The organism is Arthrobacter sp. 01N442, assembly GCF_056399345.1.
The window spans coordinates 719,242-739,810 of record NZ_JBFTRD010000004.1 but is presented as its reverse complement, the minus strand read 5'-3'; the positions used below and the strand labels follow the sequence as shown (position 1 = coordinate 739,810).

Below are 20,569 nucleotides of genomic sequence, written 5' to 3'. Positions count from 1 at the left end.
CTACCGCGCCGGCAAGCAGCCGTCTCTGGTGGTGCGTTGGCGTCCGGAAGGACGTCGGATGGGCCGCCCGGCGGCGGCGGAGGTGGGCTAGCGGCATTGCTTGTCCTGCTCTCTTGGGGTGCGGATTTTGCACGGGCTGCGGAAGGGGAGTGAAGGGAATGAGGCGCCCGGCTCTGGTGAAGGCCGGGTGTGGGAGCGCTCCCGCCGGGAAGCCTAACACCGCCCCCGGAGGCGGGCAAGGGTCCGAATCCGGCCCTGGGCGCCGTCTTGACAAGCCGCTGTGATGTGCGACACCATGCTCGTGAGAGCGCTCCCATGCTGTATGTGGGAGCGCTCCCAATCTGGGCGCATCGCCCCGCACTCTTCGTGCCTCATCCCGACAAAGGAGTCCCTGCGTGAAATTCCCCAGCAAGCTTGCCGCACTGTCGGCGTCGGCTGCCTGCCTCACCCTTGCCTTGAGCGCCTGCGGAGCAGACGCACCCAAAGCCGCGGCACCCACCGGCGAGACGGGGAAGGAGCCCGTGACCCTCACTCTCGCCACGTTCAACGAGTTCGGCTACGAAAGCTTGCTCAAGGAGTACGAATCGCTCAACCCGAACGTCAAGATCCAGCACAAGAAGGCCGCCACCACCAACGAGGCGCGTGACAACCTGACCACCCGCCTGGCCGCCGGCTCGGGCCTCTCTGACGTCGAAGCAATCGAGGTCGACTGGCTCTCCGAACTCAAGCAGTATCCGGACCAGTTCGTGGACCTGAAGGATCCCGCCGTGGAAGGCCGCTGGCTGGACTGGAAGACGAAGGCGGCGACCACGCAGGACGGCCACCTTATCGGCTACGGCACCGACTCCGGTCCCGAGGCCGTCTGCTACAACTCGTCCCTGCTCAAGGCGGCCGGGCTGCCGACTGACCGCGAGTCCGTCGCCAAGATGCTCGGCACGACCTGGGACAGCTACTTCGACGCCGGCAAGAAGTTTGTCGCCGCGAAGACCGGGGCGGCCTGGTTCGATTCCGCCGGAGCCATCTACCAGGGCATGAGCAACCAATTGGAGAAGGCCTACGAAAACGAAGACGGCACCGTCATCGCCGCCGAAAACCCTGCGGTCAAGGAGGTCTACACCAAGGTCCTCAACGCCTCCACGAAGGACAACCTGTCGGCTCACCTGGGCCAGTGGAGCAACGACTGGGTAGCAGGATTCCAGTCCCAGAAGTTCGCCACCACGCTCTGCCCGGGCTGGATGCTCGGTGTGATCGAGGGCAACGCCACCGGCGTCAAGGGCTGGGACGTCGCCAACGTCTTCCCCGGCGGCGGCGGAAACTGGGGCGGTTCGTACCTGACCGTGCCGGCACAGGGCAAGCACCAGGCCGAAGCCAAGAAGCTCGCCGCCTGGCTGACCGCCCCCGAACAGCAGATCAAGGCCTTCAAGGCCAAGGGCACCTTCCCGAGCCAGGTCGCGGCACTGGACAGCGAAGCGCTGCTCGGCCAGACCAACAAGTTCTTCAACAACGCCCCCACCGGGAAGATCTTCGCCGAGCGGGCCAAGGCCGTGGGCGCCACCCCGTTCAAGGGCCCGAAGTTCTTTGCCATCAACGACGCCATGCAGCAGGCACTCACCCGCGTGGACGTGGACAAGAAGGACGACGCCGAGTCCTCCTGGGCGAAGTTCCTCACCGCTGTGAAGTCCCTGTAAGTCATGCCGGTAACGGACCGGGTCAGGCCCCAAGAATCATTGTTCGACGAGGAAAGAACGGACGCGAAGAGTGTGCGGCGGCTCGCGTTCTCGCAGCAGCTGTCCCGGTGGGACGTCAAGGTTTCGCCCTACCTGTACATCTCGCCGTTCTTCCTGCTGTTTGCGCTCACGGGATTGTTTCCGTTGCTCTACACCGGCTGGGTTTCCCTGCACAACTGGAATCTCATCGGTGGCCAGGGCAAGTTCATCGGAATGGAGAACTTCGGCTTTGTCCTCGGACAGCCGTACTTCTGGAACGCGGTGGGGAACACGCTGAGCATTTTCCTGCTCTCCTCCGTGCCGCAGGTCGTGCTGGCGCTGCTGATCGCAGCCGCGCTGGACGCGAACCTGCGGGCCAAGACGTTCTGGCGGATTGGTGTCCTGGTGCCATTCGTCGTCGCTCCCGTGGCCGTTGGACTGATCTTCAACAACCTGTTCGCAGACCAGTTCGGTCTCGTCAACGAGCTGTTGAGCCTTGCCGGCCTTGACCCGGTCCGTTGGCACTCCGACCAGCTGGCCAGCCACCTCGCAATCGCCACCATGGTGAATTTCCGCTGGATCGGCTACAACTCGCTGATCTTCCTGGCGGCGATGCAGGCCATCCCGCGGGACGTCTTCGAGGCCGCCACCATCGACGGGGCCGGCCGCGTCCGTCAGTTCCTGTCGGTGACGGTTCCGATGCTTCGGCCCACCGTGATTTTCGTAGCCATCACGTCCACGATCGGCGGATTGCAGATCTTCGACGAGCCGAGGGTGTTCGACCAGTCCGGGCTCGGCGGCGCCGACCGGCAGTGGCAGACGCTGACCATGTACATCTGGGAACTGGGTTGGGGACAGCGCAACTTCGGCAGGGCATCCGCGGTCGCGTGGCTGCTGTTCCTGATGATCGTGCTGATCGCCCTCCTGAACTTCCTTCTCACGCGGCGCATCGCAAGCCAAGGAGGCCGCAAATGAGCTCCATCCCCATGATCCGACAGACCGTCGGTGAGGGCGCCGCCAAGACGGCCGCCAAGCGGCTGAACCGGCCTGCCGGTCCCGGCCGCGGACGCACCCCCGGGCGCAACCGAGGCGGCGCTGGGGGCGTGCGCCGTCCGGGAGCCCTGAGCTACGGCGCCCTGGGAGCAGTGCTGCTGGCGTCCCTGTTCCCGTTGTACTGGTCCTTTTTGGTGGGCAGCCACGACAGCACGGCGCTTAGCCGCGGGATTCCGCTGCTTCCGGGCGGGAACTTCCTGGCCAACGCGGCGAAAGTCTTCGACAGTATCCCGTTCTGGAAAGCCATGGGCAACAGCCTTCTGGTCTCCACGGTGACGGCCTGCTCGGTGGTGGTTTTCTCGACCCTCGCGGGATTTGCTTTCGCCAAGCTTCGCTTCCGCGGCAGCAAGGGCCTGCTCGTCTTCGTGATCGCCACCATGGCGGTGCCCACCCAGCTCGGCGTGGTTCCGCTGTTTATCGTGATGGCGAAGCTGGGCTGGACAGGCTCCCTGTGGGCCGTCATCATTCCCGGCGTCGTCACGGCCTTCGGCGTCTTCTGGATGACCCAGTACCTGCGTGACGCCCTGCCGGACGAGCTCATTGAAGCCGTCCGGATGGATGGGGCCTCGATGATCCAGGCCTTCTGGTACGTCGGGTTCCCCGCGGCGCGGCCCGCTGCGGCCATGCTGGCCCTCTTCACCTTCGTCGCCACGTGGACCAACTTCTTCTGGCCCTTCATTGTGCTGGATCCGTCCAACCCGACTCTGCCGGTGGCACTGCAGCTGCTGCAGGCAGCCCACTTCGTCGACTATTCAGTGGTGCTGGCCGGCGCTGTGCTGGCCACCATCCCGCTCCTGCTGCTCTTCATCGCGGCCGGTCGCCAACTCGTTTCAGGAATTATGCAAGGAGCAGTCAAAGGATGAGCATCACCCCGCTAGCTTTCCCCGAAGGTTTCCTCTGGGGTGCGGCCACGGCCGCTTACCAGATCGAAGGAGCCGCCCATGAGGGCGGCCGGCAGGACTCCATCTGGGACACATTCGCCCGGGTCCCGGGCGCCGTCGCGGACGCCCACAACGGCGACGTGGCCTGCGACCACTACCACCGCTCGGGCCAGGACGTCGAGTTGATGAAATCGCTGAACCTCAAGGCGTACCGCTTCTCGACGTCGTGGGCGCGTTGCATGCCCGACGGTAGGACACCCAACCCCGAGGGGATCGCCTTCTACTCCCGGCTGGTCGATGAGCTCCTCGCCGCGGGCATCACTCCCTGGCTGACCCTGTACCACTGGGACCTGCCCCAGGCGCTGGAGGATGAAGGCGGCTGGGCCAACCGCGAGACGGCCGAGCTTTTCGCAGCCTACGCGGCGCTCATGCATGCGGCCCTGGGCGACCGGGTCCGCATCTGGACCACACTCAACGAACCGTGGTGCTCGGCGTTCCTCGGTTACGCCGCCGGCGTCCATGCCCCGGGCCGGCAGGAACCGGCGGCCGCCCTCGCCGCCGCGCACCACCTCCTGCTCGGGCACGGACTCGCCGCCGCGGAACTGCGCCGGCGCGACCCGGAAGCGATCCTCGGCATCACTCTGAACCTCACCGTCGCCGACCCGGCAGACCCCGCTTCCGCGGAGGACCGGGACGCGGCCCGCCGGATCGACGGCCTGCACAACCGGATCTTCCTCGACCCGCTCTTCCGCGGCGCCTACCCCGCAGATGTGCTCGACGACGTCGCCGGCCTGGGCTTCGACGCCGTGGTGCAGGACGGCGACCTGGCCGTCATCTCGATGCCCATGGACCTGCTGGGCGTCAACTACTACCAGGGTGAAGCCCTGACCAAAGCGGCAGCCGCCGATGAGCAGGGCACGCAGGACACCGTCACGACCACGGCCCAGGCAGCGCCGGAGTCCGCCGGCAAGCCGGAGGCAACCCCGTTCGTCTCCGCCGAGGGTGTGCACTCCGTGCCGCGCGGCCTGCCGGTGACCGGAATGGGCTGGGAAGTGCAGCCCGAGGGCCTGCACCGCTTGCTGACCCGGCTGCAGCGCGAGTACACCGGCCCGGCCGGCATCCCGATCTACATGACCGAAAACGGCGCAGCCTACCCGGACGCGCCGGACGCCGACGGCTATGTCGACGACCAGGACCGGCTTGCGTTCTTCGACGCCCACCTGCGCGCGGTCCGGGCAGCGATCGACGACGGCGCGGACGTGCGCGGCTACCTCGCCTGGTCGCTGCTGGACAATTTCGAGTGGGCCTACGGATACCACCAGCGCTTCGGCCTGGTGCGGGTCGACTACGAGACCTTGGAGCGCATCCCCAAGGCGAGCGGGCTCTGGTACGCAACGGCGGCGGCGGCCAACGCGCTGCCGGCGCAGCAGGAAGTGTTGGTCAAAGCGGACACCGGGGATGTCGTATTCTCGAGGTAATGAGCGCACAGATCCACCGGGGTCTCCGGGCCGGACCGGCCAAACCCACCCCCACCCTTGAAGACCTCGCGACGGCGGCCGGAGTGTCCCGCTCCACCGCGTCGCGGGCTATCAACGGCGGGTCCCGCGTCAGCCCGGAGGCCCAGGCCGCGGTGGACGCCGCGGTAATTTCCCTCGGCTACACCCCGAACCGGGCCGCCCGCAGCCTCGTCACCCGCCGGACCTCGTCCATCGCCCTGGTCATCAACGAACCCGACGCGCGCGTCATGATGGATCCGTTCTTTGCCGCCGTCATTACCGGCGTGACCGAGGCGCTCCGTGACACGGACATGCAGTTGGTGCTCCTGATGTCACGGGCCGGCGGTGATCCATCCCGGACGGTCCGCTATCTGCGCGGCGGCCACGTCGACGGCGCCATAGTCGTCTCGCACCACAAGGCGGACGGCTGGACCGAGGACCTCGCAGCGTCGGGGCTGCCCACCGTTTTCATCGGAAGGCCGTGGGATACCGGCCTCGGGATCCATTACGTCGACGTGGACAGCTTCGATGGCGGCCGGCTGGCCGCGCTCCACCTGGCCGACGCGGGACGCACCCGGCTGGCAACCATTACCGGCCCACTGGACATGACCGCGGCCGCGGACCGGCTCGCGGGATGGCAGGCGGGCCTCAGGGAAGCCGGGCTGACGGCGGGACCGGTGGCCCATGGAGACTTCACGCCCGCCGGTGGCACCGCAGCCGCCGAGCAGATCCTGGCCGAGGACGGCAGCGTGGACGGCATCTTTGCCGCCTCAGACCTGATGGCCCGCGGCGCCATCACGGCCCTGCTGGCGTCCGGCCGGTCGGTGCCCGGGGACGTCGCCGTCGTCGGCTTCGATGACCATCTGACGGCTCCCGGCGAACTGCCGCTGACCACCATCAACCAGTCCACGGTGGAAATGGCTGCCGAAGCGGGCCGCCTGCTTCTCGCTGACATCGAAGACCCGGGGGCCAGCCGCGAGCCGCTCATCTACCCCGCGCGCCTGGTCGTCCGGGCCAGCACCGTAGCCGGCACTCTGCCGTAGGTCGGGTAGGCAGGCGGGCGCTCCAGCGGAACTGTTCAGTCCTTGCGGTCCAGCAACAGGTTGGTGATCCGCAGCGTGCACAACCGCTGGCCGGCCGCGTTGGTGATCAGGACTTCGTGGGTCGTCATCGTGCCGCCCAGGTGGATGGGGGTGGCCGTGATGGTGATGAGGCCCTCGCGGGCTGACTTGTGGTGGGTGGCGGAGACGTCGACGCCGACGGCGGTCTTGCCCAGGGTGCTGGCGTGGATCACCGCGGCCCAGGAGCCCACGGCCTCTCCGACGGCCAGCGAGGCACCGCCGTGCAGCAGCCCGAAGGATTGCCGGTTGCCCTCCACCGGCATGGTGGCCACGACGCGTTCCACCGACTGCTCAACGATCTTGACCCCCATCTTCTCGTCAAGTTCACCGAGGGTGATCTTCCACAGCTCGGTACCGCGGGGATCGGGCGTCATTGCGTCTCCTCTGGGGGCTCGGGCCTGTCACGGGCCGGTTGGTCCTGCCGCTACTAGTGTGCCGCAGGGCTCCTTCATGTACTGTAGACATATTACCGAACGGACGGTCAGTAATGCGCTGGCCGTGTTGATCTTGCCCCGCGTTGGAAGGACCCGTCAACGATGACCACCACTGCCACAGCTCCGGAACCCTCAGTGGGCACCGTCGAGATCGTCCCCAGTTTCGTCCGGAACTCGTGGTGGACCCCCGATGCGGCCGCCGCCGCCGGGGCTGCCGCCGTCCTGGACGCCAGCACCGGTGAGCTCCTCGCCAAGGTGAGCACCGAGGGCCTCGACCTGGCCGCCGTCGTCGACTACGGCCGCACCACCGGTCAGGCGGAACTGGGGAAGCTGACCTTCCACCAGCGCGCCCTCAAGCTCAAGGAACTGGCCCAGTACCTCAACGGCCGCCGCGACGAGTTCTACGCGCTCTCCGCGCAGACCGGTGCCACCAAGGTCGATTCGATGATCGACATTGACGGCGGCATCGGCGTGCTGTTCACCTTCGGCTCCAAGGGCCGGCGCGAGCTGCCCAACGCCCAGGTAGTGGTGGACGGGCCCATGGAAATCCTGTCCCGGGACGGTTCCTTCGCCGGCGAACACATCTACACCCGGATCCCCGGCGTCGCCGTACAGATCAACGCCTTCAACTTCCCGGTCTGGGGCATGCTCGAGAAGCTCGCCCCGGCCTTCATCGCCGGCGTTCCCACCATCGTGAAGCCGGCCACCCCCACCGGCTACGTTGCCGCGGCCGTGGTGAAGGCGATCGACGAATCCGGCATCCTGCCCGAGGGCTCGCTGCAGCTGGTCTCCGGCTCGGTCCGCACCCTGCTCGATCACCTCGACTACCGCGACCTGGTCGCCTTCACCGGCTCCGCGTCCACCGCCAACACGCTCAAGTCCCACCCCAACGTGGTCAAGGGCGGAGTGCGCTTCACCTCCGAAACCGACTCCCTCAACGCCGCCATCCTCGGCCCGGACGCCGTCAAGGGCACCCCGGAATTCGACGCCTTCATCAAGTCCCTCGTCACCGAGATGACTGCCAAGGCCGGCCAGAAGTGCACCTCGATCCGCCGCGCAATCGTGCCGCAGGAACTGGTGTCCGACGTCGTCGCCGCCGTGGGGGAGCGGATCACCGAACGCGTCGTGCTGGGCGACCCCCGCGCCGAAGGCGTCACCATGGGCGCCCTCGCTTCCCTGGAGCAGCTCGCCGACGTGCGCGCCGCCGTCCAGTCGATGCTCGACGCCGGCGGCGAGCTTGCCTACGGCAGCCTCGATTCGCCGAAGGTCACCAGCGCGGACGGGAGCGTCGGCGTCGTCGACGGCGGTGCCTTCATGTCCCCGGTGCTGCTGAGCTGGGCCGACCCGGAAGCCGAGGAGGTGCACTCCCTCGAGGCCTTCGGTCCAGTCTCCTCGGTCATCGGCTACACCGACCTCGCCGACGCCGTCCGCCTTGCCGCCCGCGGCGGGGGTTCGCTGGTCGCCTCGGTCTGCACCAACGATCCGGCGGTGGCCCGTGAACTCGTCACCGGCATCGCAGCCCACCACGGCCGCGTGCTCATGCTCAACCGCGAGGATGCCCGCAGCTCCACCGGCCACGGCTCGCCCGTCCCGCACCTGGTCCACGGCGGCCCGGGCCGCGCCGGCGGCGGCGAGGAACTCGGCGGCATCCGCTCGGTCATGCACCACATGCAGCGGACCGCCATCCAGGGCTCGCCCAACATGCTCACGGCCGTCACCGGGGTCTGGCACACCGGCGCTGACCGTAACTTCACGCTCGAGACCGAGGGCCAGCACCCGTTCCGGAAGTCCCTGGCCACGCTGCACATCGGCGACGCCATCCGCTCGGAGCTGCGGGAGGTGTCGCTGGACGAGATCACCAAGTTCGCCAACTCCACCGGCGACACCTTCTATGCCCACACCAACCAGGAGGCGGCGGAGGCCAACCCGTTCTTCCCGGGCATCGTTGCCCACGGCTACCTGCTCCTGGCCTGGGGTGCCGGCTTGTTCGTGGAACCCGCGCCGGGCCCGGTGCTGGCCAACTACGGCCTGGAGAACCTGCGCTTCATCACGCCCGTCGCGGCCGGGGACTCCATCCGGGTCACCCTGACGGCCAAGAAGATCACCCCGCGCGAGACCGATGAGTACGGCGAAGTGGCCTGGGACGCCGTCCTGACCAATCAGAACGACGAAATCGTGGCGACTTACGACGTCCTGACCCTCGTGGAGAAGTAACCCCTCCCACCCCCGGACGCTCCCTCACGTTTGGTGCTGTCCTGCCGGACGCTCCCTCACTTCCGGTGCCGTCCTGCCCGACGCTCCCTCACTTCCGTGAGGGAGCGCTTGTGGTTAGGCGGTAGGAGCTGAGGGAGCGTTGGCTTCTCGGCGGCAGGAGCTGAGGGAGCGTTGGCGGCGAGGGGAAGTGCAGGGCTCTTTCCACCCTGGCCCGGCGTAAAATCGTGCTCGTAGGAGGTGGCGAAATGTCCCTAGTACTTAGCAAAGCCACAACAGTCCTGCCAGTCGATGATGCAGCGCGTGCTCGGCATTTCTATGCGGACACCCTGGGGCTCCCGCACCGTGGCGTGGCAGACGACGGAAGCGAATTGTTCGGCTCAGAAGGCGGCCCAATGCTGCAGCTGATGCCTGTCAAGGATGGAAAGCATTCAGAGCACACCACCCTGAGTTTCGAAGTCAGCGAGATCGAACGCACTGTCCGGGAGATGGAAGCCAAGGGCGTCATGTTCCAGGACTACAACCTCCCCGATCTCAAGACCGAGAACCACATTTGCACCACGGATTCGGAGAAGTGCGCCTGGTTCATGGACTCCGAGCACAACATTCTTTGCGTGCACGAGAACATCATGACGGCGGCCGACTACCAGCTCTGAGAACGGTCAACAGCACCCCGGTCCACCGGGGTGCTGTTGCGCGCTCGGGCCCGGCGCCTACCGCCGGGCGGGGCACATTGACGCGGACACGTCGGGACTTCCTCCCCGAGAGGCCGGCCAAGGGGTCAAGGTGCCCCCGGGCCGCCTGGCCGGTCCGGCCGGGACCACGGCGACACTGGCCGGGGCTGCAGCACCCCATCGACCGTTAGGTCCAGCCGTTCGTTGAAAAAACAGATGAGGCCGTGGATCTGCGCGGCATCGCGGAACCGTCGGTCGTAGCTCCAGGCGAGGTTGCTGCCCTGCTCCGATGCCGGGTAGCTCCAGTAGCTGGCCTCGCCCTTGTAGGGGCAGACGGTCCGCTTGGGACTGGCCACCAGCAGGTCCAGCCGCACGTCCGCGGGCTGGAAGTAGTAGCGGACCGGCATCATGGTTTCGTACAGCAGTTGCGCACCGGCGGTTCGGGCCAGGGTGAAGCCGTCGAACGCCACCTCCACCTCCGCCGACGACGTGCGGATGTCCACCCGGTGGAACGGATCGCGGGGGTGGCCGATGATCTCCTCATCGTCCTCCAGCCAGTCGAAGGCCGCGAAATCCAGGACGATGTGCCCGGCCAGGTCCGGGTCCGCGGGCCGGAAGGCGGCCCGGGCGACGGTGGCGGACGGGGTCACGACGTCGAATTCCTCGCCGGGCGCGGTGTGCCGGCCGAAGCCGGTGACGGGGTCCAGTGACGTGGCAGCGGTACCGGCCCGAAGCGCGAAGGCGTGCTCTTCGACGTCGGACGCCGGCAGTGACGGGGGAGCGAGCCCGGCGAGCAGGTCCTGCTCCGGGACGGCGAAGATCGGGGTGATCCGCCGCGGTTCCCAGACCAGGTACGCGTGCGAGGTGTCCACCACCGGCACGCCGTCGTGGCTGGCGCGGATACGCTTGGCCGTGGGCTCGTAGCGGAACTGGGGGAAGGTGCCGATGAGCACCTCGGATAACCTGGTGGCCATCCTCACAGCGTGGCCTGTCGCCGGCGGCCCGTCAATGGGGCCACCGGGACGGACCCTGCCGGCCTTCGGCCGCCGGCGGTCAGTCCCGGCTGGGGACGTGGAGGCCGTGGAAGGCCATGGTGATGACGTCGTCGGCCAGCTTTTCGGGGGAGAGCGAACCGCCCGGTTTGTACCATTCGACGATCGAGTTGATGGTGCCGAACAGCAGGCGGGTGACGGTGCGCGGGTCGATGTCCTGGCGCAGTGAGCCTTCGTCGCGGGCCGCGGAGATGAGGGCGGCCACCTTGTGGTCGAAAGTGCGCCGGCGCTCCAGGGCGTCCCGTTCAATCTCGGTGTTTCCGCGCAGCCGCAGCAGCAGGGTGACGAACGGCAGCCGTTCCACCAGCACGGAGATGGTCTCGCGGACCACGAATTCCAACCGGGCATCGGCCGATCCGGTCCGCGCCTCCGGCCGGTCCAGGATGGCTTCGAGCCCGCCCAGCGCGTGGTCCAAGGCGAGCTTCAGGAGGTCGCCCTTGGACGGCACGTGGTGGTAGATCGCGGACTTGGAGATGCCCAGGTTCTCGGCAAGGATGCCCATCGAGGTGGCGTCGTAGCCGTGGCGGTTGAAGACGTCGACGGCGATCAGCAGCACCGACTGCTGGTCATAGCCGGGACGGCCGCGCTTGGTGGTGGTTGCTGTGCTGGGCATACTCGCTAGTTTCTCATGAACGGTCGGTCGGCCCGGCAGCCGCGGCCCTAAGGAAGCGTCTGCCGGACCGGCCAGAAGGAGGGCCGGGTCAGCCCTTGGGACGCATATCGTAGATCCGGCGGAGTTTGCCGTTGGACCGTTCCAGCGAGCCGGGCTCGACGACGTCGACGGCGCAGGAGGATCCGACGTGGATCTTGATCTGCTGCTGCAGCACCTTCGCCGCCGCCGCACTGCCCTCGATCGTGACGGCCTCGCGGCGTTCAATCTTGACGGTCAACTGGTCCATCCGCTGGCCCTCGGGGCGGGTGAGCTCCAGCTGGAAGTGCGGGCTGAGCTCCGGGATGCGCAGCGCGATTTCCTCGATCTGCGAGGGGAACAGGTTCACGCCGCGCAGGATGATCATGTCGTCGCTGCGGCCGGTGATCCGCCCCATGCGGCGGTGCGCAGGCCGGGCAGTGCCGGGCAGCAGCCGGGTGAGATCCTTGGTGCGGTACCGGATGATCGGCAGGGCTTCCTTGGTGAGCGAGGTGAAGACCAGTTCGCCCGGCTCGCCGTCGCCCAGGACAACGGAGGGATCGAAGGCGTCGATGATCTCGGGCCGGAAGTGGTCCTCCCAGATGTGGCTGCCGTCCTGGGTTTCCACGGCCTCGCCGGCGACGCCGGGGCCCATCACCTCGGAGAGGCCGTAAATGTCGCAGGCCTTGATGTTCATGGTGACTTCGAGCTCGTGCCGCATCTCCTCCGTCCAGGGCTCAGCGCCGAGGACGGCGTACTTGAGCGAGGTGGAAGCCGGGTCGATGCCCTGCTTGATCATGGCGTCGGCGATGGTCAGCAGGTACGTGGGGGTGGCCAGGATGGCATCGGGCTGGAAGTCCTGGATCAGCGTGATCTGGCGTTCGGTCTGGCCGCCCGAGATCGGGATCACGGTGCAACCCAGCGCCTCGGCGCCGGCGTGGGCGCCCATCCCGCCGGTGAACAGGCCGTAGCCGTAGGCGTTGTGGACCTTCATGCCCGGCCGGACGCCGGAGGCACGGAGCGAGCGGGCTACGAGCTTGGCCCAGTCGGCGAGGTCCTTCTTGGTGTAGCCCACCACGGTGGCGCGGCCGGTGGTGCCGGAGCTGGCGTGGATCCGGGCCACTTCGCGCTGCGGCACCGCGAACATGCCGAAGGGGTATTCGAGCCGGAGGTCTTCCTTGGTGGTGAAGGGGAACTTGCCCAGGTCCGAGAGCTCGCGGAGGTCCGTGGGGTGCACCCCGGTCTCGTCGAACTTGCGCTTGTACAGGGGAACACGGTCGTAGGCGTACGCCACGGTGTGCTGCAGGCGGCTGAGCTGCAAGGCCTCGAGCTCGTCGCGGGAGATGGTTTCTTCGCGGTCCAGGACGGCGTCGCTGGGGGCGAGGGCAGATTCAGCGGTGGGGGTGGTCATCTGGGGTTCCCTGTTTCTATTTCTTGGAGATGGTGCGGCTGCGGCCGCGGAACTCGGCGATGAGTTCTCCCGCGGAAGCGGGGGTGGAGGTGTCGGCGGGAAGTCCGGGATCCGCGGCGTAGATCTGGATGTCGTAGATCCCACTGCGGCCGGTACTGGCGCGGTGGTTGGCGACGGCGGTCAGGATCTGGCCGCGGAAGGCCGGTTTGATGAAGTTGATGTCGACGCCGGAGGCAACGGTAATGCTGTTCTCCTCGCCGGGCGCCGGCTTCATCGGGTTGCAGGCGAGGGCGAAGGCGGTGTCGCCGAAGGCGAAGATCATGCCCCCGTGGGCCATGCCGAAGCCGTTGAGCATCTCCTGCCGGAGCGGCATCCGGATGGTGGCGTGGCCGTCGTCGAGCGCCAGCACCTCAATACCCATCCACTCTGAGGCGTAGTCGTCTTTCAGGATGGGGTGGGTGTCACCCGAAATCGTCAGTTCAGCCATGCGTCATTGCCTCCAGCTTTATTTACCGAATGTTCATTAGGTAATCCCATTTGGGTGCCTGCTGTCAAGGGGTGTAAGTATGCTGGGACACATGGCCAAAGGAATATATGTCAGCGCGACGACGCCGGGATCCGGGAAGTCGCTCATAGCCCTGGGCCTGGCGGACACGCTGCACCGGCATGCGGACCGCATCGGCTTCTTCAAGCCTGTGGTGCATGGCCGGGCCGACGCGGACCCGATGGTGACCCTGATGAAGTCCCGCTTCGACCTCGACGACGAGCGCTGCCGCGGCGGCCTGACATTCGCCGAGGTCCGGGGCCTGCTCGCGGAAGGAAAGCGCGAGGAAATCGACTCGCGTTGCGTCGAGATCTTCGCCGAGATGTCCCGCCACTGCGACGTGGTGATCATCGAGGGCACGGACCTGACCGGCCAGGATGCCGCCGTCGAATTCGACCTCAATGCCCGGCTCGCCAACAACCTCGCCGCGCCGATGGTCGCCGTCGTCGGGGCTAAGGGCCGCACGGTCGCTGAAACCGCGGACGCCGTCGAGGTGGCCCGCAAGGAACTCCTGGCGGAGCGGTGCAGCCTGCTGGCGATCATGGTCAACCGCGCCGACCCCGAGGACCTGGAGGCGATCGCCGCCGCGGTACGCCCGGGCGCCTCCGGCCGGCCGGTGTATGTCTTCCCCGAGCTGGAGGACATTGCCAGGCCCACCACCGGTGAGGTGGCGGCCGCGCTGGGCATCGGCCAGGTGGCCGGGCTGCCGGATCTGGAGCGCGATGTGCACTCGGTGAAGGTGGCGGCCATGAACGTGGCAAACTTCCTGCACGTGCTAGACGACGGCGCGCTGGTGATCGTTCCGGGCGACCGGGCGGATGTGCTGGTTGCCTGCCTGGCCTCCTCCTTCTCACCGGAGTTCCCGGTGCCGTCGGCGCTGATCCTGAGCGGCGGCCTGGCCCCGGACCCCACCATCTATTCGCTGCTGGCGCAGGCCCCCTTCCCGATCTTCGCCGCACCGGACGACACCTATGTGACCGCCAAACGCGTCTCCGAGGTGCGCAGCGAAATCTGGTCCGGCCACCGGCGCAAGGTCGCCTCCGCACTGGGCCTCTGGGCCAAGCGCGTGGATGAGGCCGAACTGCTGGAACGGCTGCACCTGCCCCGGCCGGAGCGCATGACGCCGCTGCGATTCTTGCACGACCTGATCGAACGGGCCCGTTCACAGCGCCGCCACATCGTCCTGCCGGAAGGCACGGACGTCCGGATCCTGCGGGCCGCGGAGATCCTGCACCGCCGCGACGTCTGCGAGCTCACCGTGCTGGGCCGTGAGGCCGACGTGCGCGAACTTGCCGCCACCCAGGGGATCGACCTCACCGGGATCAACATCGTGGACCCGGCCACCTCGGAGCTGCGCCAGGGTTTCGCGCAGAAGTATGCCGAGCTGCGCGCGCACAAGGGCGTGGACCTGGCGAAGGCGCTCGAAGTGATGCAGGACGAGAGCTACTTCGGCACCATGATGGTCCAGCTCGGCGTGGTGGACGGCATGGTCTCCGGCGCAGCGCACACCACGGCGCACACCATCCGGCCGGCGCTAGAGTTCGTGAAGACCCGTGAGGGCGTCAAGATCGTCTCCTCGGTGTTCCTGATGCTGATGCCGGACCGGGTGCTGGTCTACGGCGACTGCGCGGTCAACCCCGAGCCGAATGTGGAGCAGCTCGCGGACATCGCGCTGGCCTCGGCTGAGACAGCCGCCCAGTTCGGCGTCGAGCCCCGCGTGGCCATGCTGTCCTACTCCACCGGCGGATCCGGGGCAGGCGAAGCCGTCGACGCGGTCCGCCAGGCCACCGAGCTTGTCCGTGCGCGCCGCCCCGACCTCGCCGTCGAGGGCCCCATCCAGTACGACGCCGCCGTCGACGCCGCCATCGCCGAGTCCAAGATGCCCGGGTCGTCCGTGGCCGGCCAGGCGACGGTGTTCATCTTCCCGGACCTGAACACCGGCAACAACACCTACAAAGCGGTCCAGCAGTCCTCGGGCGCGGTGGCCGTCGGACCCGTGCTGCAGGGACTCCGCAAACCGGTCAACGACCTGTCCCGCGGCTGCACGGTGGACGACATCCTGAACACGGTCGCCATCACCGCGATCCAGGCCCAGTCGGTCCAACCTCAGTCGGTCCAACCGCAGTCGGTCCAACCAGCCGCGGCCGGCACAGCCGGGCCGGCCACCGCACAGCCCGCCGAACCGACCGTCGAAGCCAAGGCTTAGGAGGCCCCATGCTCGTGCTCGTCATCAACTCAGGCTCGTCCTCGCTCAAGTTCCAGGTCCGCGACGTCGAAGCGGGCAGTGTCCTCGCGGAGGGGCTGGTTGAGAAGATCGGGATGGGCAACGGCGGGGAAGGCGACGGCGCGATCGAGGGCCCCCGCGACCATGCGGAGGCCCTGGAACAGGTGGACGGTGCGATCCACGAGGCGCTGGGCGACCGGCCGCTGGACGCCGTCGGCCACCGCGTGGTCCACGGCGGCGAGCGGTTCGCCGAGCCCGTCCTGGTCAACAACGAGATCACCCGCGCCATCGAACGGTTGAACCCGTTGGCGCCGCTGCACAACCCGGCCAATGTCCTCGGCATCCGCGCGATCGCGAAGAAGTGGCCGGAGCTGCCGCAGGTCGCCGTGTTTGACACCGCCTTCCACCGCAGCCTGCCCGAGCACGCCTGGCGCTACGCCGTGCCGGACGAGCTCTACACGAACCACGGGATCCGGCGTTACGGCTTCCACGGCACCTCGCACGAGTACGTGGCACACCGCGCCGCCGCGTTGCTGGACGTCCCGGTGGAGGAGTTCGACGCCGTGATCGCGCACCTGGGCAACGGCGCCTCGGTTACCGCCATCCGCGGCGGCGAGTCCATCGACACGTCGATGGGCTTCACCCCGCTCGAGGGACTCGTGATGGGCACCCGCTCGGGCGATCTGGACCCCTCGATCCTGGTCTTCCTCGCCAGGGCGGGCTGGTCCGCCGAGGACCTCGATTCCATGCTCAACCGACAGTCCGGGCTCAAGGGCCTCGCCGGTAACAACGACATGCGTTCCGTCGTCGAGGCGGCCGAGGCCGGGGATGCCAAATCCGCCATGGCCCTCGCCGTGGCGTCCTACCGGCTCTCGAAGTACATCGGCGGCTACCACGTGGCCGTCGGCGGCGCGAAGGCCCTCGTCTTCACGGCGGGGATCGGCGAAAACTCGCACCAATTCCGCAGCCTGGTCACCGAACGGCTGGGTGCCCTCGGCGTGGAGCTCGACGCCGGGTTGAACCGTGAGCGTTCCAAGGAACCCCGCGTGATTTCCACGCCCGCGTCGGCCATGCCGGTGCTGGTGGTGCCGACCGATGAGGAACGCGCGATTGCGGAGGCGACCGCCGCCGTCGTCGCCCACTCCTCGGTTGCTCGGTAGCAGCGCTTACGGCGGCCGGGGCGGCGCTCGCTGAGGAATGGTTCGGGGGAGCGGGTCCTAGGCTAGGGGGATGACCGACTTGAATCTCTCCTTCCAGCTGCCGCTCCGCACCGAGCGACTGATCCTGCGCCGCTTCGAGGCCGGGGACCTGGAAGCCTTCCACGCCTACCACTCGCTGCCCGAGACCGCGCGCTTCCTGCCGCGGGAGGCCAAGAGCTACACCCAGTCGATGGAATACGTGGGCAAGTACGCCAACTTTGAATTCGAAAAGGAAGGCGACTGGGTGGCACTGGCGATCGAGGCGGCGGATTCGCCAGGCCTGCTGGGTGAAGTGGTGCTCAAGTGGCTGCCGGGCTGCGGCCAGGCTGAGGTCGGCTGGAGCCTGGCGCCGGAAGCCCGTGGCAAAGGGTACGCGGCGGAGGCTGCCGCGGCGATGCTGAAGCTTGGCTTCGAAGACCTTGGCTTCCATCGGATTGACGCCAAGCTGGATGCCCTGAATACGGCCTCCGCAGCTCTCTGCGAACGCCTCGGGATGCGGCTGGAATCCACCCAGGTGGACAAGTGGCACTACAAGGGACAATGGGCCACCGAGGTTGTTTACGCGCTGCTCGCCGAGGAATGGCAGGCCCGGCAGCCGGGGTAGGCGTCGGGGTGGACTTCGGGGTTGAGGGGCGTGGGTCGGCGGCCTGAGCCGTACGTTCCTGCCCAGTTACTCCGGCCCGCAGCCTGCCTCGGCGCCGCTCTGGCCCCGAATCTCGCGGTTTCTTGCCGCTATCGCGAGGTGTGGCAGCAGGTAACTGGGCTGGAGCGTCCGGTGCGGTGGGCACAACACGCCCGAAGCCCCGCCGAGCCTGTCCAGCCAGGAGATCCACAGCCGCGGTCCGGCGGGTTGTCTGGACCGGAGGGGACGTCGACGGCGAGGCCACGACCTCGGTGAATTGCCAATAATGGCCGCTATGGGAGTTCCAGAGCGGCCATGTTCGGCTAACGGACCTGCGCGGGGCAGTCCACCCGGACCTGAGGTGTACGCTCCTGCCCAGTTACTCCTGTCCGTAGCCTGCCTCGGCGCCGCCCGGGCCCGGAATCTCGCGGTTTGCTTGCCGCTAGCCAGGAGCGTGGCAGCAGGTAACTGGGCTGGAGCCTCCGATGCGGTAGGCACAACGCGCCCGAAGTCCCGCTGAGCCTGTCGTGCCGGGAGCTCCGCAGCGAGGACCCGGCGGGTTGTCTGGGCTGTGGGGGACGCCGACGGCGAGGCCACGACGTCGGTGAATTGCCAAAGATGGCCGCTATGGGAGTTCCATAACGGCCATCTTCGGCAAACGGACCTGTGCGTAGGGCTCCGGTCTAGCCTGCAGTCCCGGATACGCCCGCGCTCCGGCCTGGCCTGCAGTCCCGGATACGCCCCCGCTCCGGCTTGCCTCGCGCCGGCCTGACCTGCAGGCCCAGCCTCACCTACAGCCCCGGCCCGGCCCCTACGGTGCCGGCGGGGCTGTGTCCGTGGGGGTGGCCGACGTCGTGACCGGGGCCGGTTCGACGGCGCCGCCGGCCGACTGGCTGGGGTCGGGCGCGAGCGTGGGTTCCGGGGCGGTCGTTTCGGCCGGCGCAGGCACCACGGTTTCACCCGGTGAGGGCTGGTCCGTGGCGCCGGGCGACGGTGATTGCGTTGCCCCGGGGGAGGCCGTTGCCGGTGCCGTTGGGGTGCCGTCCCCGCCCGGTGTGGCGCTGGGATCTGTCCGGACGATCTCCATGATCTGTTCCTTGAACCCGCTCAGCTTGCCCTGGATCTCGGAGAGCGGGACGTTCTGCAGGTTGCGGCCATAATCCGCAATCTGCTGCCACAGCGCGTTGAGCCGGGAAGTCCCCTCCGGGCTCAGTGGCCCGTCGAGCGTGAGGACCAACTGGCTGGCCAGGGCGTAGGTGAGGCAGCGGAGGCAGTTGTAGTTCGCTGCCGCGGAGAGGTTCTCCGGAACCACCACATCCGCCTGCCCCACGATCAGCACCACCTGGAAACCCACCGCCACTGCGGCGCAGTCCTTGCAGCTGGCGAAGGCGTAGGCCTCGTTGCGGTTGCGGACGTCCTCGCCATCCTCGGCCCAGACCAAGGCGAAGGCGACGTCGTAAACTACCGAGCCATCCGTGGTGTTGACTGCAAGCGATTGGTTGCCGCCCTCTTCGGGCGCGGACGGTTTGTCGAACGGGAAAACCCAGGACGGCGCAGCCGTAGTGCCGCCGGATCCACCGGTCTGGGCCGACGCCCCCCGGGGCACCAGCACCATGCTGAGCTGTGGTTCCTCGCGGGTGGGTTTCTTCGTCCCGGCAGGCCAGAGCGCCACTGTACGGCCGGCCTGGCCCTCCTTCAGCGCCGTGGCGGAGGAGGGGGGGAGGACAGTGGTGGTGATGTCGCGGAGGGTGCCGCGTTCGTAGGGTTGGACCGGGCGATAGGTCTCGGCTCCGGGCCACCAGGCCCACGCGAGACCCGCCGTGACCGCCAGGATGGCGGCCATCGCGACGCCGCGCTGCAACGCCTTGCCGCGCGTCCGTTCCCAGAGGCCGGTCACGAACTGCCGGCCCAGGCGCACCAGGATATAGAAAATGCCCAGGATCGGCAGCGCGATGCAGATGATGGCCAGCACCCGCACGGCGGCGTCGGCAAAGTTTCCGGAGGCCACGCTGTGGGAGAGCATGGCTTGCTGCTTCAAGCCGTTGTCCCAGGCGGTGCCGAGGACCCGGGGCAGGGTCAGCACCATCGTGACCAGGCTGAACGCTAGCAGCGGCACCGTGACGAGCACCCAGACAGTGACCACCGCGCGCGCCCAGGGCTTCAGAAGCTGGGCTTCAGGATCGGCTTTTCGCCAGGGAACCAGGGCCAGCAGGGTCGGCTTGATCCGCTGGAACAGATCCGGGACACCGGTGGCGTCGGCCAGGATGTGGTAGCCGTCGAAGCGGACCATTGGCATCAGCTGCCGGACCATCTGCAGGATCTGGGTGACCACCACCAGCAGCAGGGCGTCGAATCCGGTGGCCCACCAGACGCCCATGATGGCGACGGCGACGATTGCGTTGAAGTACAGGCCGCCCAAGTCGGTGCGGATCCGGCCGGCGCGGCCCAGCCGGTATGAATCCGTGACGTCGGTATAGAACGCCGGCCACATGAGGTACAGGCCGGTTCCCATGGCGCCCGGTGTTGCGCCGCCGCGGCGGGCGGCGGCGGCGTGGCCAAATTCGTGGAAGCCGGCAGACAGCACGGTGACCAGCAGGATCAGCAGCACCAGGCCCGGATTGGCAAAGGCCTCATGGGTGGCGGAGGCGAGTCCCTTGACCATCAGCACCCACCAGCAGGTGGCGAGGAAGGCGGCGGTCACGGCCACCACGATCAGCGGGCTGAACAGTGTGGCGAAGGGCGCGGTGAGTTTCCGAGTGCGTTCAGGATCTGTGACGGAATACCGGAAGCGCATGCCCAGGAGCGGGTTGGCCTTCTTGACTTCGGGCTGCGAGCCGTCCGCCAGCCGCAGGAGGCCAAGCGGGAGTAACTGGGAATCGATCAGCGTCCGGACGTTTTCGGCGCTGACCTGCTTGCCGAATTTAGCGCCCGCGAGCTCCGCGATCTCTTCGGGGCCCCGCCGGCCGTCCACGGCCTCGAGCACCAGGTAGAGCAGACGGGTCAGTTGCAGGGTCTGTCCGTCGGCGCGGCGGACCAAGGACGGGGCCTGTTTGTAGCCGGAGCCCTTGGTCTCGCCGATCAGCTGGACGCCGTCGGCCAGTGCCGGCGGTGGCAGCGTTCCAGCCACCGAGGACGACGCCGGGAGGCTGGCACCTGCGGACGACGCCAGGTGGCCGGCACCAGCGGACGCCGGGTGGCCGCCGTCGGCGGTGTAGGGCGCGCCGGCTTGGGCTCCGGGTGCGGCGCTGCCGGCGGCAGACAGGGCCGGAGGGCCGTCCTGTCCGGACGGCCCTCCGTCAACAGTGCTCATCTA

Annotated in this window: 16 protein-coding genes; 10 read left to right on the top strand and 6 right to left on the bottom strand. The window is 67.9% G+C overall.

Translation table 11 applies throughout. The features are described from left to right. Nucleotides 1-395: 395 nt before the first annotated feature. Genes AC1DNC_RS10850 through AC1DNC_RS10830 form a run of 5 tightly spaced genes read left to right on the top strand, consistent with a single transcriptional unit; the run spans nt 396 to nt 6,179 of the window. Complete coding sequence (locus tag AC1DNC_RS10850) at nt 396-1,688, top strand: ABC transporter substrate-binding protein (RefSeq protein ID WP_476862544.1); 1,293 nt, start codon at nt 396-398, stop codon at nt 1,686-1,688. A gap of 3 nt (nt 1,689-1,691) precedes the next feature. Beyond that, complete coding sequence (locus tag AC1DNC_RS10845; RefSeq protein WP_476862543.1) at nt 1,692-2,681, top strand: carbohydrate ABC transporter permease; 990 nt, start codon at nt 1,692-1,694, stop codon at nt 2,679-2,681. After that, nucleotides 2,678-3,622: a carbohydrate ABC transporter permease gene (locus tag AC1DNC_RS10840; protein WP_476862542.1), complete on the top strand. Its 945-nt coding sequence runs from the start codon at nt 2,678-2,680 to the stop codon at nt 3,620-3,622. Before AC1DNC_RS10845 ends, AC1DNC_RS10840 begins: the two co-directional genes overlap by 4 nt. Further along, complete coding sequence (locus tag AC1DNC_RS10835) at nt 3,619-5,118, top strand: glycoside hydrolase family 1 protein (protein WP_476862541.1); 1,500 nt, start codon at nt 3,619-3,621, stop codon at nt 5,116-5,118. The genes AC1DNC_RS10840 and AC1DNC_RS10835 overlap by 4 nt, the downstream gene beginning before the upstream one ends. Further along, complete coding sequence (locus AC1DNC_RS10830) at nt 5,118-6,179, top strand: LacI family DNA-binding transcriptional regulator (protein ID WP_476862540.1); 1,062 nt, start codon at nt 5,118-5,120, stop codon at nt 6,177-6,179. Before AC1DNC_RS10835 ends, AC1DNC_RS10830 begins: the two co-directional genes overlap by 1 nt. 35 nt (nt 6,180-6,214) lie before the next feature. Here the strand turns inward: AC1DNC_RS10830 and AC1DNC_RS10825 are convergent, their stop codons facing one another. Continuing rightward, nucleotides 6,215-6,631, bottom strand: coding sequence for a PaaI family thioesterase (locus AC1DNC_RS10825; RefSeq protein WP_476862539.1), 417 nt, complete (start codon nt 6,629-6,631; stop codon nt 6,215-6,217). Nucleotides 6,632-6,793: 162 nt separating this feature from the next. On the opposite strand from AC1DNC_RS10825, the gene paaZ reads away from it, so the two are divergent. Together paaZ and AC1DNC_RS10815 are read left to right on the top strand one after the other, a co-directional pair. Then, the gene (gene paaZ, locus AC1DNC_RS10820; RefSeq protein WP_476862538.1) at nt 6,794-8,905 is read left to right on the top strand and encodes a phenylacetic acid degradation bifunctional protein PaaZ; all 2,112 of its coding nucleotides are present in this window, start codon (nt 6,794-6,796) and stop codon (nt 8,903-8,905) included. 245 nt (nt 8,906-9,150) lie between these two features. After that, a complete protein-coding gene (locus AC1DNC_RS10815) occupies nt 9,151-9,558 on the top strand; it encodes a VOC family protein (protein ID WP_476862537.1) in 408 nt (135 codons plus the stop codon). A gap of 125 nt (nt 9,559-9,683) precedes the next feature. On the opposite strand, the gene AC1DNC_RS10810 is transcribed toward AC1DNC_RS10815, so the two are convergent. The 4 genes from AC1DNC_RS10810 to AC1DNC_RS10795 form a co-directional block, all read right to left on the bottom strand. Next, nucleotides 9,684-10,550, bottom strand: coding sequence for a DUF427 domain-containing protein (locus AC1DNC_RS10810; protein ID WP_476862536.1), 867 nt, complete (start codon nt 10,548-10,550; stop codon nt 9,684-9,686). Between the two features lie 79 nt (nt 10,551-10,629). Next, nucleotides 10,630-11,241, bottom strand: a complete 612-nt coding sequence (locus tag AC1DNC_RS10805) for a TetR/AcrR family transcriptional regulator (RefSeq protein ID WP_476862535.1) — start codon at nt 11,239-11,241, stop codon at nt 10,630-10,632. A gap of 88 nt (nt 11,242-11,329) precedes the next feature. Beyond that, nucleotides 11,330-12,667: a phenylacetate--CoA ligase PaaK gene (gene paaK, locus AC1DNC_RS10800; protein ID WP_476862534.1), complete on the bottom strand. Its 1,338-nt coding sequence runs from the start codon at nt 12,665-12,667 to the stop codon at nt 11,330-11,332. A 16-nt stretch (nt 12,668-12,683) separates the two neighbouring features. Further along, on the bottom strand, nt 12,684-13,154 hold the full coding sequence (locus AC1DNC_RS10795) for a hotdog fold thioesterase (protein ID WP_476862533.1): 471 nt from the start codon (nt 13,152-13,154) through the stop codon (nt 12,684-12,686). Between the two features lie 91 nt (nt 13,155-13,245). Between AC1DNC_RS10795 and pta the strand changes: the two genes are divergently transcribed. The 3 genes from pta (at nt 13,246) to AC1DNC_RS10780 (ending at nt 17,238) form a co-directional block, all read left to right on the top strand. Further along, a complete protein-coding gene (gene pta / locus AC1DNC_RS10790; protein ID WP_476862532.1) occupies nt 13,246-15,417 on the top strand; it encodes a phosphate acetyltransferase in 2,172 nt (723 codons plus the stop codon). Nucleotides 15,418-15,425: 8 nt separating this feature from the next. After that, on the top strand, nt 15,426-16,595 hold the full coding sequence (locus AC1DNC_RS10785) for an acetate kinase (protein ID WP_476862531.1): 1,170 nt from the start codon (nt 15,426-15,428) through the stop codon (nt 16,593-16,595). 70 nt (nt 16,596-16,665) lie between these two features. Then, complete coding sequence (locus tag AC1DNC_RS10780) at nt 16,666-17,238, top strand: GNAT family N-acetyltransferase (protein ID WP_476862530.1); 573 nt, start codon at nt 16,666-16,668, stop codon at nt 17,236-17,238. Between the two features lie 829 nt (nt 17,239-18,067). On the opposite strand, the gene AC1DNC_RS10775 is transcribed toward AC1DNC_RS10780, so the two are convergent. Then, a complete protein-coding gene (locus tag AC1DNC_RS10775) occupies nt 18,068-20,566 on the bottom strand; it encodes a hypothetical protein (protein ID WP_476862529.1) in 2,499 nt (832 codons plus the stop codon). Nucleotides 20,567-20,569 lie beyond the last annotated feature (3 nt).

Bases quoted from the DNA above. Each gene is read 5' to 3' on its own strand.
- AC1DNC_RS10845 (WP_476862543.1), top strand. From the start codon at position 1,692: ATGCCGGTAACGGACCGGGTCAGGCCCCAAGAATCATTGTTCGACGAG.
- AC1DNC_RS10840 (WP_476862542.1), top strand. From the start codon at position 2,678: ATGAGCTCCATCCCCATGATCCGACAGACCGTCGGTGAGGGCGCCGCC.
- AC1DNC_RS10835 (WP_476862541.1), top strand. From the start codon at position 3,619: ATGAGCATCACCCCGCTAGCTTTCCCCGAAGGTTTCCTCTGGGGTGCG.
- AC1DNC_RS10830 (WP_476862540.1), top strand. From the start codon at position 5,118: ATGAGCGCACAGATCCACCGGGGTCTCCGGGCCGGACCGGCCAAACCC.
- AC1DNC_RS10825 (WP_476862539.1), bottom strand. From the start codon at position 6,631: ATGACGCCCGATCCCCGCGGTACCGAGCTGTGGAAGATCACCCTCGGT.
- paaZ (WP_476862538.1), top strand. From the start codon at position 6,794: ATGACCACCACTGCCACAGCTCCGGAACCCTCAGTGGGCACCGTCGAG.
- AC1DNC_RS10815 (WP_476862537.1), top strand. From the start codon at position 9,151: ATGTCCCTAGTACTTAGCAAAGCCACAACAGTCCTGCCAGTCGATGAT.
- AC1DNC_RS10810 (WP_476862536.1), bottom strand. From the start codon at position 10,550: ATGGCCACCAGGTTATCCGAGGTGCTCATCGGCACCTTCCCCCAGTTC.
- AC1DNC_RS10805 (WP_476862535.1), bottom strand. From the start codon at position 11,241: ATGCCCAGCACAGCAACCACCACCAAGCGCGGCCGTCCCGGCTATGAC.
- paaK (WP_476862534.1), bottom strand. From the start codon at position 12,667: ATGACCACCCCCACCGCTGAATCTGCCCTCGCCCCCAGCGACGCCGTC.
- AC1DNC_RS10795 (WP_476862533.1), bottom strand. From the start codon at position 13,154: ATGGCTGAACTGACGATTTCGGGTGACACCCACCCCATCCTGAAAGAC.
- pta (WP_476862532.1), top strand. From the start codon at position 13,246: ATGGCCAAAGGAATATATGTCAGCGCGACGACGCCGGGATCCGGGAAG.
- AC1DNC_RS10785 (WP_476862531.1), top strand. From the start codon at position 15,426: ATGCTCGTGCTCGTCATCAACTCAGGCTCGTCCTCGCTCAAGTTCCAG.
- AC1DNC_RS10780 (WP_476862530.1), top strand. From the start codon at position 16,666: ATGACCGACTTGAATCTCTCCTTCCAGCTGCCGCTCCGCACCGAGCGA.
- AC1DNC_RS10775 (WP_476862529.1), bottom strand. From the start codon at position 20,566: ATGAGCACTGTTGACGGAGGGCCGTCCGGACAGGACGGCCCTCCGGCC.